At 72.9% G+C, this 13,833-nt stretch carries 12 protein-coding genes; 8 read left to right on the top strand and 4 right to left on the bottom strand.

The genetic code is table 11. The features are described from left to right. The first annotated feature begins 2 nt into the window (after positions 1-2). Positions 3-944 carry a class A beta-lactamase gene (bla, locus tag DEJ28_RS02245; RefSeq protein WP_111114392.1) on the top strand — a complete coding sequence of 314 codons (942 nt, stop codon included), beginning with the start codon at positions 3-5 and terminating at the stop codon, positions 942-944. A gap of 14 nt (positions 945-958) precedes the next feature. Then, entirely contained in the window at positions 959-2,098 is a 1,140-nt protein-coding gene (locus tag DEJ28_RS02240; protein ID WP_111114343.1) for an FAD-dependent oxidoreductase, read from the top strand. Here DEJ28_RS02240 and DEJ28_RS02235 read toward each other — a convergent pair. From DEJ28_RS02235 to DEJ28_RS02220, 4 genes are read right to left on the bottom strand one after another with little or no spacing between them, the layout of a single operon-like run. Continuing rightward, positions 2,085-4,037, bottom strand: coding sequence for a glycogen debranching N-terminal domain-containing protein (locus tag DEJ28_RS02235; protein ID WP_111114342.1), 1,953 nt, complete (start codon positions 4,035-4,037; stop codon positions 2,085-2,087). The genes DEJ28_RS02240 and DEJ28_RS02235 overlap by 14 nt on opposite strands. Then, positions 4,034-5,428: an MGH1-like glycoside hydrolase domain-containing protein gene (locus tag DEJ28_RS02230; protein WP_181433597.1), complete on the bottom strand. Its 1,395-nt coding sequence runs from the start codon at positions 5,426-5,428 to the stop codon at positions 4,034-4,036. Before DEJ28_RS02230 ends, DEJ28_RS02235 begins: the two co-directional genes overlap by 4 nt. Then, the gene (locus tag DEJ28_RS02225; RefSeq protein ID WP_111114341.1) at positions 5,425-6,222 is read right to left on the bottom strand and encodes a sugar phosphate isomerase/epimerase family protein; all 798 of its coding nucleotides are present in this window, start codon (positions 6,220-6,222) and stop codon (positions 5,425-5,427) included. The genes DEJ28_RS02230 and DEJ28_RS02225 overlap by 4 nt, the downstream gene beginning before the upstream one ends. Then, positions 6,219-7,277, bottom strand: a complete 1,059-nt coding sequence (locus tag DEJ28_RS02220) for a zinc-dependent alcohol dehydrogenase (protein WP_111114340.1) — start codon at positions 7,275-7,277, stop codon at positions 6,219-6,221. The genes DEJ28_RS02225 and DEJ28_RS02220 overlap by 4 nt, the downstream gene beginning before the upstream one ends. 122 nt (positions 7,278-7,399) lie before the next feature. Here DEJ28_RS02220 and DEJ28_RS02215 point away from each other — a divergent pair, with 122 nt between their 5' ends. The 6 genes from DEJ28_RS02215 to DEJ28_RS02190 are packed head-to-tail and all read left to right on the top strand — an operon-like array spanning position 7,400 to position 13,772. Then, positions 7,400-8,806 carry an ABC transporter substrate-binding protein gene (locus DEJ28_RS02215; RefSeq protein ID WP_111114339.1) on the top strand — a complete coding sequence of 469 codons (1,407 nt, stop codon included), beginning with the start codon at positions 7,400-7,402 and terminating at the stop codon, positions 8,804-8,806. Then, complete coding sequence (locus DEJ28_RS02210) at positions 8,803-9,789, top strand: carbohydrate ABC transporter permease (RefSeq protein ID WP_111114338.1); 987 nt, start codon at positions 8,803-8,805, stop codon at positions 9,787-9,789. Before DEJ28_RS02215 ends, DEJ28_RS02210 begins: the two co-directional genes overlap by 4 nt. Further along, positions 9,789-10,655: a carbohydrate ABC transporter permease gene (locus tag DEJ28_RS02205; protein ID WP_111114337.1), complete on the top strand. Its 867-nt coding sequence runs from the start codon at positions 9,789-9,791 to the stop codon at positions 10,653-10,655. Before DEJ28_RS02210 ends, DEJ28_RS02205 begins: the two co-directional genes overlap by 1 nt. After that, positions 10,652-11,794: an ROK family transcriptional regulator gene (locus DEJ28_RS02200; RefSeq protein WP_111114336.1), complete on the top strand. Its 1,143-nt coding sequence runs from the start codon at positions 10,652-10,654 to the stop codon at positions 11,792-11,794. The genes DEJ28_RS02205 and DEJ28_RS02200 overlap by 4 nt, the downstream gene beginning before the upstream one ends. After that, the gene (locus tag DEJ28_RS02195; protein ID WP_146248787.1) at positions 11,791-12,750 is read left to right on the top strand and encodes a Gfo/Idh/MocA family protein; all 960 of its coding nucleotides are present in this window, start codon (positions 11,791-11,793) and stop codon (positions 12,748-12,750) included. Before DEJ28_RS02200 ends, DEJ28_RS02195 begins: the two co-directional genes overlap by 4 nt. Continuing rightward, complete coding sequence (locus DEJ28_RS02190) at positions 12,738-13,772, top strand: glycerate kinase (protein WP_111114334.1); 1,035 nt, start codon at positions 12,738-12,740, stop codon at positions 13,770-13,772. The genes DEJ28_RS02195 and DEJ28_RS02190 overlap by 13 nt, the downstream gene beginning before the upstream one ends. Positions 13,773-13,833: the final 61 nt, after the last annotated feature.

Below are 13,833 nucleotides of genomic sequence, written 5' to 3'. Positions count from 1 at the left end.
TCATGCACCGCTCGCTCTCCGTCGTCGCCGTCGCCGTCGCCCTCGCACTCACCGCGGCCGCCTGCAGCAGCGGTGGCCCCACTTCACGGACGGCATCAGCGTCGGCATCGGGCTCGCCCGCACGGACACCATCGCCCACGCCCACCCTCGACACGTCCGGCGTCGAACCCGCGCTGGCGGCGCTCGAGTCGGAGTACGGCGCCACGATCGGGGTCGTCGCGACCGACACCGTCACCGGTGCATCGGTGTCGCACAACCGGGACCGGCGCTTCGGCTACGCGTCGAGCATCAAGGCGTTCGCGGCGGCCGAGTTCCTCCGCTCGGTGCACGGTGCGGACCGTGACGAGCGGGTCCGTTGGACGGCGGCGGACGTCGCGGCGGCCGGGCACTCCCCCGTGACCGAGCAGCACGTCGCCGACGGACTGTCGTACGACGAGCTCGCCGAGGCGGCCGTCCGGCAGAGCGACAACACGGCGCTGAACCTCGTCCTCACCCGGATCGGCGGCCCGAGCGGCCTCGACGCCGCGCTGGCCGACCTCGGCGACGACGTCACACGGGTCCTCCACGACGAGCCGGAGCTCAACACGATCGAGCCGGGCAGCACCGAGGACACCACGACCCCGGCGGCCTTCGCGGCCGACCTGGCGACGGTGCTCGACGGCGACACCCTGAGCGGGGCCGACACCGACCAGCTCGTCGCCTGGATGAGCGGCAACGCCACGGGTGACACCCTCATCCGGGCAGGGGCTCCCGAGGGGTGGACGGTCGCCGACAAGTCCGGCGGCGCCGGTGGCATCCGGAACGACGTCGCGCTCGTCACCCCACCGGGCGGCCACCCGATCGCCGTCGCCGTGCTGACGACGAAGAACGACCCGGGCGCCGTGTACGACGACACCCTCGTCGCGAAGACCGCCGCGGTGGTGCTCGACGCGTTCCAGCGCTGAACTACGATCTGGACATGCCCGGTCCCCACCGCGAGAACGACAGCACGACCGCTCCCGACACCGCCCGGCACGTCGTCATCGGCGGCGGGGTGATCGGTGCGGCCACCGCGTACGCCCTCACACTCCGCGGCGAGCGCGTCCTGCTCGTCGAGCAGCACGGGCGTGGGCACGACCAGGGGTCCTCGCACGGTGCGACGCGGATCTTCCGGCAGGGCTACGCCGACGCCGAGTACGTCGCGCTGACGACCCGTGCGCTCGCACTGTGGGAAGCGCTCGAAGCCGCGAGCGATCGGCAGCTCATCGACCGCACGGGCGCCGTCGACCACGGGCGCGCCGAGGTCGTCGACGCCATCGCGGCCGCGCTCGCCGACGCCGGCATCCCGCACGAGGCCCTGACACCGGACGCAGCGGCCGCACGCTGGCCCGGCATCGCCTTCGAGGGACACGTCCTCACCCACGCCACCGCGGGACGCATCCGCTCCGCCGAGGCCATCGAGGTCTTCCTCACCCTCGCCGAACGCACCGGGCTCGCCGAGCTGCGGTTCGACACCCGGGTGACCGGCCTCGAGGACCTCGGCGACGCCGTCGACGTCACCCTGTCGGACGGCACCTCGGAACGCACCACGAGCCTGGTGGCCGCGGTGGGCTCGTGGGCCCCCACGCTGGTCGGCGACCTGCTCGCGGGACGCGGGGCGCGCCTCCCGGCCATCCGCGTCACCCAGGAGCAGCCCGCGCACTTCCCCAGCCACCTGCCGGACGAGGCGTGGCCGAGCTTCGTGCACTGGGCCGACGGCGACGACGTGTACGGCCTGCTCACCCCGGGTGAGGGCGTCAAGGTCGGGTTCCACGGCACCGGGCCCGTCGTCGACCCGGACCACCGCGACCGCACGCCGGTGCCCGCCGAGGCCGCACGACTGCAGGCGTACGTCGAGCGGTTCGTGCCGGGGGTCGAGGCGTCGCGGCCGACGTTCATCAGCTGCCTCTACGACAACTCCCCGGACGAGGACTTCGTCATCGACCGACGCGGGCCGGTCGCCGTCGCGACCGGGTCATCCGGGCACGGGTTCAAGTTCGCGCCGCTGCTCGGGGAGATGCTCGCGGACCTCGCGACGGGCGGGACGGCCCACCCGCGGTTCGCGCTCAGTCCCGCGTGATCCGGAGGGCCGCGAAGACCGCCGCGACGGCCCAGGCCTGCGGTCGCGCAGCCTGACGGTAGGACACGGGAACCGGGAACGCCGAGCGTTCGATCCCCCCGAACAGCTCCGGCAGGGTGCCACCGCACGCCTGGGCGGCGGCGAGCAGTCCGTCGGCGACGCGACGCGCTTCCGACTGCAGCCCGTAGGCGGCCATGCCGACGGCGGCGATCGCGGTGTCGTGGGGCCAGACGGAGCCGTTGTGGTACGACAGCGGCGCGTACCGGGCGCTGCCGGTCGCCAGGGTCCGCAGTCCCCATCCGGAGAAGACGTCGTCCCGCAGCAGGCGATCGGCCACCGCCCGCGCTTCGGGCGCCGACAGGATGCCGGACCAGAGCAGGTGCCCGGTGTTCGACGAGACCACCTCGACCTGGGCACCGTCCCCGTCGAGTGCGAGGACGGGGACACCGAGCCGTTCGCTCCAGAACGTGCTCCGGAACCGGTCCCTGAGGGCGGCGGCGTCGGCTTCCAGCGAGGACGCGAAGCGGGGGTCGCCCCAGACCTCGCGTGCGGTGCGCGCGGTGGACACGAGGGCACGCCACGCGTACCCCTGGACCTCGCACAGCGCGATGGCGCCGGAGTCCACGACCCGCCCGTCGGCGTGCGCGACGGCGTCCTCGGAGTCCTTCCACCCCTGGTGGACCAACCCGGCCGGGTCCGGCGTGTACCGCAGGAACCCGTGCTCGTCGAGGCCACCGGGTCCGCGCATCCAGGCGACCGCGGCGCGTGCGGCGGGCTCGAGTTCACGGGCCACGTCGTCCGGCGCCTGCCCGAGCCCGACGAGGAACAGCGGTGTGACGTCGACCGACCCGTGGTAGTGCCGGTAGGGCACCTCGCCGAGGACGGCCAGCTCGTCGATGCGCAGCTCGTGCGGCAGCTTCCCCGGTTCGGCCACACGGGCGACGTCGACGGCGGTCGCCTGCTCCGCGGCGAGCGCCCGCAGCACGGGGACGAGCAGGTCCGGCGCGTCGTCACCCGCGAGCAGCGCGGTCAGCAACGAGTCGCGTCCGAACAGGGTCAGGAACCAGGGGACGCCCGCGCCGACGACGTGGTCACCGCTGTCGGCCTGGAGGCCCGGGGCCGGCATCCGGAGCGCCTGCAGGTCGTCGCGTGCGCGCGTCCGGAGATCGTGGGGCTCCTCGACGTCGGGTCGCGTCGGCCACGCGGGGTCGGCAGCGGCGAGGGCGCCACCGGCGCGGTCCGCACCGGCGGTGGCGGCGCCGGCCACGTCGGCGTGGTCGGCACCGGCGCGGTCCGCACCGGCCGTGGCGGCGGTGGTGACGCGTGTGCGGAAGGCGATCCGCGCCTCCTGGCCGGCCCGGACCGTGACCCGACGGACGAGGCGGGCGCTGGTGTCGCGTTCGTCCACCGAGACCTCGTCGAGGGGGCCGTCGCTCTCGATGCGGAACGCGATCGCGTACTCGCGGCGGCGGTGCTCGACGCGCACGCCGTCACCCTCGACGGTGATCGTGCGGACGGCGTCGGAACGGTCGAACGTGCGCTTGTCCGAGCGCAACGCGAAGGGGTCGGCGGCGTCGACGGCGACGTCGAGCGCGACATCGACCTCGCGGTCGGCGCGGGAGGTGCTGCGGAGCGTGAGCCACTCGTGGAGCCCGTCGGCGTCCACTCGCTGGGTCAGGATGACCACCACGTCGCTGGACTCGTTGCGGGAGACACGGGGCAGGAGCACGACCGAACGGACGCTGCGGGTCCCGGTCGCGGCGGCGACGTCGAGTGCTCGGCCGTCGACGCGGAGGACCCGCTCCGACAGGGCTCGGCAGTCGCGGAGGAACAGGCCGCGGGCGAGGTCGTCCGGTCGCTGTCGGACCCCGCCGTCCTCGTCGGCGCGCAGCATCGAGCCACCGCCGACCAGCACCGTCGCGTCGGTCGCGGCGCTCATGCCCGTGCGCCCGCAGCCGGTGCGCCGGCGTGCAGGACGTCGGTGCGCAACACGTCGGCGTGCAGGACGTCGAGCACCAGTGCTGCGGTCCACGAGAACCGGCGGGTGCCGTGCGGTGCACCGTCCATGGGTCCGACGTACTCGGGGTGGTCCCCCGGCGCTGCCAGGTCGACGATCGCGCGTCGGAGGTCCGCCGCGATGTCGGGGCGCCCCTGGACGCAGGCGCCCTCGGCGACGAGCCACGAGGTGTTGAACCACGCCGGGCCACGCCAGTACAGCCGCGGGTCGTACGCGTCCGCGGTGACTGCGGTGCTCGGGACGAGGCGGGCGCCGGAGCCGAGGAATCCCGGTCCGATGAGGGTGTCCACCAGGCGGCCGGTGTGCCGGATGCCCGGCAACACGAGGGGGACGAGGCCGTTGACGGTGGCGACGGGCACGAGGTCGCCGGTCCGGGCGTCGGCGGCGGTGTGGATGCCGAGCTCCTCGTGCCAGAGCTGGTCGAGCGCGGCCGTGAGGTCCGCCGCACGGCTGCGGTGGGGGGCCGGATCGGCGCCGATGCACGCAGCGATGTCGGCGAGCGCGAGCTCGGACCGCGCGAGGAGGGCGTTCGAGAGCGGGTCCTCGACGAGGAACGGGTAGGCCTCGTCGCGGTCGTCGCAGTCGTGGTCGCGGTACCGCTCGGCGAGCCAGTAGTAGCGGCCGTAGTCACGGTCCGACGGGCGCTCCCCGTCGCTCGCGTGGGCGAGGTCCGGACGATCGAACGGGTCCCGCGGGGTGTCCGGCACGGTCGCGAGCACGGCGTCCCACAGGGGCGAGTTGTCGGTACCCGGCTCCCAGGGGTGCACGATGCTGACGAGGCCACGGCCGCCGCGGTCCCGGCGTTCGGTGAGGTACGCGTGCCAGGCGACGAGCCGGGGGTAGGCGCGCTCGAGGAACCGCGCGCGTGCGGAACCCTCGGGGTCGGACTCGTGCACGGCGAGCACCGCCCAGGCGTGCACGGCCGGCTGCACGAACCCCGCCGTGGTCGCGACCGGGGACGAGCCGGGGAGCTCCGGCGAGCGCCAGAACGACGGCCCCGGGGAGTACTCGGCGCCCTTCGCGGGGTCGAAGACGATCTGCGGGATGCGCCCGTCGCTCCACTGCGCGCCGAGCAGGGTCTCGAGTTCGAGGCGGGCGCGTCGGGGGGACACGTGGCGGAGGCCGAACGCGATGAAGGCAGAGTCCCAGCTCCACTGGTGCGGGTACAGGCCGGCGGCGGGAACGGTGTGGTCGCCGCGCCAGTTCTCGAGGAGGACCCCGGCGGCGGCGGCGCCTGCCGTCTGCGCGACGGCGCGTGCCGTCGGCAAGGCGGCCGGGCCTGCCGTGGCGGCGGCGTCTGCCGTCTCCGTCACAGGTACCTCCGCAGCAGCGGCGGCACGGTCGGCAGCACGTCGGCGGCGAGACCGGACAGCCGTGACTCGATCGCGATGCTGCCGGTGTACCCGATGGCCTGCACGGTCGCCCCGAACAGGGCCCAGTCGACGTGCCCGGCGCCGGGCTCGAGGCGGTTCGAGTCGCTCGCCTGCACGTGCCCGACGAGGTCGGCGACGTCGAGCAGCGCCTGCGCCGGATCCGCCTCCTCGATGTTCATGTGGTAGGTGTCGGCGACGATCCGGACGCCGTCGGAGCCGACCTCGCGGATGAGCGAGGCCGCGTCGGCGAGCCGGTTCACCATGTGGTCCTCGTAGCGGTTGAGCGGCTCGAGGAAGAGCGTGACGCCCTCGCTGACCGCGTGCTCGCCGAGCTGTCCGAGCGCGTCGACCAGCACCGCCCGGTCGTCCTCCGGCGAGCGCGGCGGCTCGAACGGGGGCAGGCGGCGGGAGAACATCCCGTAGGAGGCGGGGGTCATCACGCCGACCCCGCCGATCTCCGCCATCACGCTGAGCTGCGACCGCATCTGCGCGACCGCGTCGGCACGGAGGTCTGCGTCGAACGCCCCGATGAAGTGCGACATCTCGACGCAGGTGGTCGGCATGTACACGCCGGCAGCGGCGGCTCGCCTGAGCGCGGGGAGTCGCGCGGCGAACCCGAGGTCACCGGCGCTGCGGAGCTCGAGGCCGTCGAAGCCCCAGCTCCGGGCGACGTCGGCCTGTTCCTCGAGGGAGGCCCCGGGGACGTGCTGTTCCTGGACGGTCAGGCGGTTCACGGCAGCTCCAGGACGACCTGCAGCGCGGCCGAGGGGTCGGTGTCGAGCATCTCGTACGCGGTGGCGGCGTCGGCGAGCGGGTACCGGTGGGTGACCAGCGGACGCGGGTCGAGCCGGCCGTCCGCCATCGCGTCGACGACGGCACGCTGCAGGCGCGGGACGTCCCAGCGGGCACGGAGCCGCGCGGGCGCGGCGCCGATCTGCGAGGCGATGACCTGCACGCGGTTGTGGTGGAACTCCTCGCCCAGCCGGACCGGCTGCGCGGTGCCCTGGTAGAAGCCGGACGCGACCACCGTGCCGTCGACCCCGACGGTGCGGATGGCGTCGTGGAGTGCGTGGTAGTTGCCGCTCAGCTCGATCGCGACGTCGGCTCCGGCACCGCCGGTGAGGCCGCGCACCTGCACGGCGAGGTTCGCACCGGGTTCGAGCGCGTGCGCGGCTCCCATCGCGAGTGCCTGCTCGCGGCGGGACTCGATGCCGTCCACGGCGATGACGGTCGCGCCGTTGAGCACGGCGAGCCGGGTGGCGAGCAGGCCGATGACGCCCTGCCCGAAGACGACGACGGTCGACCCGACACCGAGGTCGGCCGCGAGCACGCCGTTGAGGGCGATCGCACCGACTCGGACGAACGAGCCGGAGAGCGGGTCGAGGCCATCGGGCAGCGTGTGGCCGAGGAGCTTGTCGACGGGCAGGATTCCTTCGGCGCGGTGTCCCCAGATACCCCACACGACGTCGCCGACCTCCGGCGCTCCGTCCGGCAGGGTGCCGTCGGGGAACGGCGCGACCTCGACGACTTCGCCGACTTCGGAGTAGCCCCAGCCGTCGAGCGGGTACGCGGGCGGCCGCTGCTCGTCGGCGGCGCGGAAGAGCCGGATGTCCGGGTCCCACTCGCTCGTCAGGTACGGATTGGTCCCGCGGTAGGCGGTCATCTCGGTACCGGCGGAGATCCCGGTGACGAGCGTGCGGACGCGCACCTCGCCGGGCTGGAGTTCGGCGCTCGGTAGGTCGACGATCTCGACTCGTCGCGGCGCTGCGAAGCGGAGTACTGCGGTCACTGGTCCCGTCCTCGGTGTCGTGGTCTGCGAGACATTAGCACTTCGTCTGAGCAACTTCTGCTTAGACAATGCGCAGAAGTTGGGATACAGTCCGACCCGCCCCCACATCGGAAGGAGCCGCGATGACGACGTCGCGTCCCGGACGGATCACGGCTGCTGCTGCCCTGCTGCTGACCGCGACCGTCGCACTCACCGCCTGCTCGGCGTCGCCCAGGAACGGCGACGGCGGCGACCCGAAGACCATCACCGTCTGGTCCGAGGAGAACCAGCCCGACCGCGTCGCCGAGACGAAGCGGATCATCGCCGGGTTCACCGACGAGACCGGCATCCGGGTGAAGCTCGTGCCGGTCGACGAGAACCAGGTCCCCCAGCTCACCGCGTCCGCTGCGATCTCGGGCGACCTGCCCGACGTCATGGGCGCGATCCCGCTCTCCCTCGTCCGGCAGTTCGACACGCAGGACCTGCTCGACACCACCGCAGCCTCGAACATCGTGCGGTCCCTCGGCGCGGACACGTTCGTCGACTCGGCCCTCGCCCTCGACCAGGACGGCGACCGACAGCTCGCGGTGCCGGACTCCTCGTACGCGCAGATCCTCGTGTACCGGAAGGACCTGTTCGAGCAGGCCGGCCTCGCGCCGCCGACGACCTACGCGGCGATCGAGAAGGCCGCCGACGTGCTGACGGCAAAGGGCCGCTACGGCATCACGCTCGCGACGGACCCGGCCGACGTCTTCACGCAGCAGACCTTCGAGTCGCTCGCACTCGGGAACGACTGCCAGCTCGTCGCGTCGTCCGGAGCGGTGAAGCTGCAGAGCCCGGCCTGCCAGGCGACGTGGGACCTCTACGGGCACCTCACCGCGAAGGACTCCCCGCAGGGCACCCAGACCGTCGACACCACCCGCGCCGCGTACTTCGCGGGGCAGGCCGCGATGGTCGACTGGTCGACGTACATCCTCGACGAGCTGGGCGGCCTCCGGAACGACGCGCTCCCGACCTGCCCGCAGTGCCGCGACGACCGGAAGTGGCTCGCCGAGCACAGCGGCGTCGTCACGGCGATCAGCGGCCCGGACGGGTCCGACCCGGCGACCTACGGCGAGGCCACCAGCTGGGCGGTCATGCACGGGGCGAACCGCTCCGCGAGCGAGCGGTTCGTGCAGTACATGATGTCCACCGGGTACGAGCAGTGGCTCGGCATGGCGCCCGAGGGCAAGATCCCGCTCCGCACGGGCACCGCCACCGAGCCCGGCCGCTACCAGCAGGCCTGGCTGCGGATGAAGGCCGGTGTCGACCGCAAGGAACGACTCGACCACATCTACGACGCGTCCACGATGCGGGCGCTCGAGTCCGTCCCGCAGTCGATCCGCCGCTGGGCGATCCCCCAGGGCCAGGGCGCACTGCTCGGCCCGTTCAACGCCCAACTGCCGGTCGGCAAGTCCGTCGCCGACCTGGGATCCGGCTCCACCACCCCACGCGACGCGGCGAAGACGGCGCAGGACGCCGTCACGGAGATCGAGGCGAAGACACGATGACCACGACGACCCCCAAGCGACCCCCGACACCACGGGCAGGCGGGACACCCCGGCCGGGCAGGACGCCGCGGGCGGACAAGCTGCCCAAGCGCGTCACCATCGCGTCCCGCGACAACCGCGCCGGACTCTGGATGGTGATGCCGACCACGATCATCGTGGTGGCGATCGTCATCGTCCCGGTCATCTGGAACCTCGTGATGGCGTTCCAGAAGGCGAGCTTCATCGACATCGCCGACAACGGACTGCTCAACCCACTGACGCTGCAGAACTTCGCCGACGTGTTCACCGACCGCTCGTTCTGGGCGTCCCTCTGGACCACCGTCGTGTTCTCCGTGCTGAGCACCGCGGGCTCGATCGCGCTCGGGCTCGTCGCCGCGCTGGCGTTCCGCTCCGCGTTCCCCGGCCGCGGACTCGCCCGCTCGCTGATGCTCCTGCCCTACGTCGCTCCCGTCGTCGCGGTGACCTTCGTGTGGCAGATCATGCTCAACCCGCAGTTCGGCATCCTCAACTGGGTCGGTGTCAACGTGTTCGGCTGGGAGCACCCGATCGACTTCCTCGGTCGTGCCCCCTACGCACTCGCGACCGTGATCGTCTTCGAGATCTGGCGCTACTTCCCGTTCGCGTTCATGTTCGTCACGGCACGCCTGACCGCACTGCCCGGCGACATCGAGGAGGCCGCCCTCGTCGACGGCGTCACCGCGCTGCAGAACTTCCGGCTCGTGGTGCTGCCCCAGCTCATGCCCGTGCTGTCCCTGCTCGCGGTGCTGCGACTCATCATGACGTTCAACAAGTTCGACGACATCTACCTGCTCACCGGTGGTGCGGCCGGTACCGAGGTCTCCGCCGTCCGCGTCTACGACCAGCTCATGGGCAGCTTCGACATCGGCGGTGCCGCGGCGAACGCCTTCGTGCTGTCCGCGATCCTCGCCGTCTCCCTGTTCGTCTACATGAAGTTCTTCGCGGGTCGCGAGGAGGAGGACTGATGCGCGCCTTCGCCATCCAGACGCGGCTGTTCCGCGTGCTCCGCTGGGTCGTCATCGGCGTGCTCGTACTCGCCTGCGTCTTCCCCTTCTACTACATGCTCGAACTCAGCTTCGTGCCGATCGAGCAGCTGCTGCTCGACCCGGCCCGGCTCTGGGTGCCGCTGCAGGACCTGACCCTGCAGACCTACCAGAACGTCCTCGCACCGGAGAGCCAGGGCGGTCAGGGGTTCGGCCACTTCATGCTCAACTCGGCCATCGTGGCGATCGTCACCGCGGTCCTGACACTCGGTGTCTCGATCGCCGGCGCCTACGCCGTCGCACGGTTGGACTTCTTCGGCCGCCGTCAGGTGTCCGCGCTGTTCCTCACCGTGTACCTGTTCCCGGTGATCATCATCGCGATCCCGCTGTTCGTCGGGTTCTCGGCGATGGGCATCCGCGAGTCGCTGTTCGGGCTCGTCATCGTGTACATCGCGCAGACGATCCCGGTGTCGATCCACATGCTCCGCCAGTACCTCCGGTCGATCCCGGACTCCATCGAGGAGGCGGCAGCGATCGACGGGGCCAGCCGCGGCCGGATCCTGTGGCAGATCGTGGTGCCGCTCGCGATGCCGTCGATCATGTCCACCGGCCTCTACGTCTTCATGATCGCGTGGAACGAGTTCCTGTTCGCCCTGCTCTTCCTCACCGCCAACCGCGACCTGTGGACGGTGTCCCTCGGCCTGTCCCAGCTGTCGAACGGCATCGAGGTGTCGAAGACCGTCCTGATGGCCGGATCGGTGCTGCTCACCGTGCCGATCGTGGTCCTGTACGGTATCGCCGAGCGGTCCCTGACAGAGGGGCTGACGAGCGGCGCGGACAAGGGATGAGCGTGGGATCAGGGCCCGGTGACGTCCTCGCACTCGTCCGACGCGGCGTCGCGAACACCCGGCGAGACCTGCAGGAGATCACGGGGCTGTCCCGGATGACCGTGGCGCAGCGGGTCGACACCCTGCTCGACGCGGGTCTCGTCCGCGAGACCGGTACCGGCACGGCGACCGGCGGCCGCCGTCCGTCGACCCTGCAGTTCGACGTGACCCGCAGCGTCTTCGCGGTCGCCACCGTCGACACGGCGCACTCCCGCACCGCGATCACCGACCGTGCTGGTCGCATCCTGTCGAGCGAGATCGTCGAGGTGCACATCGAGGACGGGCCGCTCGTGGTCCTCGCCAGCATCCGCGACTCGCTGCGGCGGCTGCTCGACCAGCAGGACGGCACGCTCGAGGGGGTGGGCGTCTCCGTCCCCGGGCCCATCGACCCGGAGACCCGGCGGCCGTCCGAACCGCCGATCATGCCCGGATGGGATGCGTTCCCGATCGCCGACCACCTGCAGGAGACCTTCCCGGTGCCGGTCTCGGTGGCGAACGACGCCGACGCGATGGCGTTCGGCGAGCAGGCCACGAACCACCCCGACTCCCCCTCGCTCTGCCTGGTGAAGGTCTCGACCGGCATCGGCGCCGGACTCGTCATCCGCGGCCAGGTGTACCGCGGGTCGGACGGCGGCGCCGGTGACCTCGGTCACATCCGGCTCGCGGGCGAGGACGCGCTCTGCCAGTGCGGCTCCCGCGGCTGCCTCGCCGCGGTCGCCTCCGGTGGCGCGGTCGCCCGGGAACTCCGTGCCCGCGGTCGCGACGCGGTCTCCGGCCGCGACGTCCGCGCACTCCTGGCCGCAGGCGACGTCGAGGCGCTCGCGCTCGTCCACGAGGCCGGTCGCCGCATCGGCGAGGTGATGGCCACGGTCGTCACGATGGTCAACCCACGTGCACTGGTCGTCAGCGGCGACCTCGCGTCCGCGCAACTGCTCGGCGGGCTGCGCGAGACCCTCTACCCGCGCACGCTGGCGCGTGCCACGCGGCACCTCGACGTGACGCTGTCGTCACTCGGTGAGGACGCCGGCGTCGTCGGCAACGCGCGCCTCGTCGCCGAGATGCTGTACTCCGCCGACGCGGTCAACGGCCGGCTCGCGTGAGCGGGTCTGCTGCCCCGGTCCGGCCTGGAGGCGCGGTGCGGGTCGGTCTCGCCGGCGCCGGTCAGTGGGCAGCGGGCATGCACGCCCCACTCCACTCCGCGGGCGCCGAGACCGAGCTGGTCGGCGTCTGGTCGCACACGTACGCGCGTGCCGCGGAGCTCGCGGCCCGGCACGGCGTCCCCGCCTTCGAGCGCTACGAGGACCTCGTGGCCGCGAGCGAGGCCATCGACTTCGCCGTCCCACCGACCGTCCAGGCAGACCTCGCCGTGACCGCAGCACGCGCCGGACGTGCGCTCATGCTCGAGAAGCCGCTGGGCGCCTCCAGGCAGGAGGCCGAACGTCTCCACGACGCGGCGGTCGAGGCGGGCGTCCCCACGCTGGTGGCCCTCACCCGGCGGTACTCCGACGGGCTGCGCGACTTTCTGTCGTCCGTCGCCGGCCGCTCCGGAACGACCGTCGTCGGCGGCCACTACGCGCACGGCGGGCTGCTCCCCGGCGGGTTCGTCGGCGAACGCGAGCGGAGCGGCTGGCGAGCCGACGGCGGGGTCCTGCTCGACCTCGGACCGCACCTGCTCGACGCCGTCGACGCCGCCGCCGGACCGATCGTGGCACTCCGCGCGTCCGACGTCGCGGGCGAGGCGGTGCTCCTCGAGACGGAGCACGCGGACGGCGCCCGGGGGCAGCTCGTCGTCTCCGGACGGTTCGCCGGCGACGGCTCGGTGTTCGAGATCGACCTGTTCGGCCACGACCCCCGCGTGCACTTCTCCGGTTCGCAGATGGACCCCGACGCGGTCTGGGCTCGCATCCGCGCCGAGTTCGCCGCCGCCGTCCGGCAGGGCACGCCCGCCACGGTCGACGTCACGCGAGGCCTGCACGTGCAACGCTTGCTGGACGCAGCCGCTCGATCGCTCGCCTCGGACGGGGCGTACCAGGAGGTCCCACCGTGCACGTCGTGATCGCACCCGACTCGTTCAAGGGGACCGCGACCGCGGCTTCCGTCGCGGCGGCGATCGGCACCGGCTGGTCGTCCGAGCGCCCCGACGACGAGGTGGTGCTCGTGCCGATGGCCGACGGCGGCGAGGGGACCCTCGACGCCTTCGAGACGGCCTTCCCCGACGCCGTCCGGATCCCGATCACGGTCACGGGCCCCGCCGGGACGCCCGTCGACACCTCGTGGCTGCAGCTGCCCGACGGCCGTGCTGTGGTGGAGCTCGCGGCGACGAGCGGACTGCCGCTCCTCTCCGAACCGCTGCCGGACACCGCGACGTCCCGCGGGTTCGGCGAGGCGATCGCGGCCGCGCTCGACGCCGGCGCCGCCGGCCTGGTGCTCGGGATCGGCGGCAGCGCCTCGACCGACGGCGGACGCCCGGTGCTCGAGGCGCTCGGCTTCGGGACCCCGTCCGGACTGCGTCCGCTCCCACCGCACGGCGTCACCGTGCTGACGGACGTCACGTCGCCGCTCCTCGGACCCACCGGTGCCGCCGCCGTGTTCGGCCCGCAGAAGGGCATCACGCCGGACCGGGTCGCCGCCTTCGACGCGGCGCTCGCGGCATGGGCGGCACGGTTCCCGCACGTCGACCCGACGACCCCCGGTGCCGGTGCCGCCGGCGGTGTCGGCTTCGGCCTGCTCGCCTGGGGCGCGTCGCTCGCCCGCGGCGCCGACGGCGTCGCCGAGGTGCTCGGGTTGCCGGCGCTGCTGCGGGGTGCCGACGTGGTGATCACCGGCGAGGGCCGCTACGACGGGCAGAGCGCCGTCGGCAAGGTGCCCTCCGTGGTGCGGGCGTTGACGACCGCGAACGCCCCGGGTGCACGGTCGATGCTCGTCGCCGGCGCGATCGACGCCCCGCTCGACGGCCTCGACGCTGCCGCCTCGCTCACGGTGCTGGCGACGCAGACCACCGGCGAGCCGGCCGACGCCCTGGCCGAGCCGCTGCGCTTCGCGGCGATCGCGGGGCAGCGGCTCGCGCGCATGTCCTGATCAGGACCCGGTCTGGTCCCAACCGTGCCTCGACGCAGTGCCGGGACCCGGCGACACCGAG

This window comes from Curtobacterium sp. MCPF17_002 (genome assembly GCF_003234115.2).
Classification (GTDB): Bacteria; Actinomycetota; Actinomycetes; order Actinomycetales; family Microbacteriaceae; genus Curtobacterium.
The sequence above is the reverse complement of the archived record's forward strand: the minus strand, read 5'-3'. Positions and strand labels throughout refer to the sequence as shown.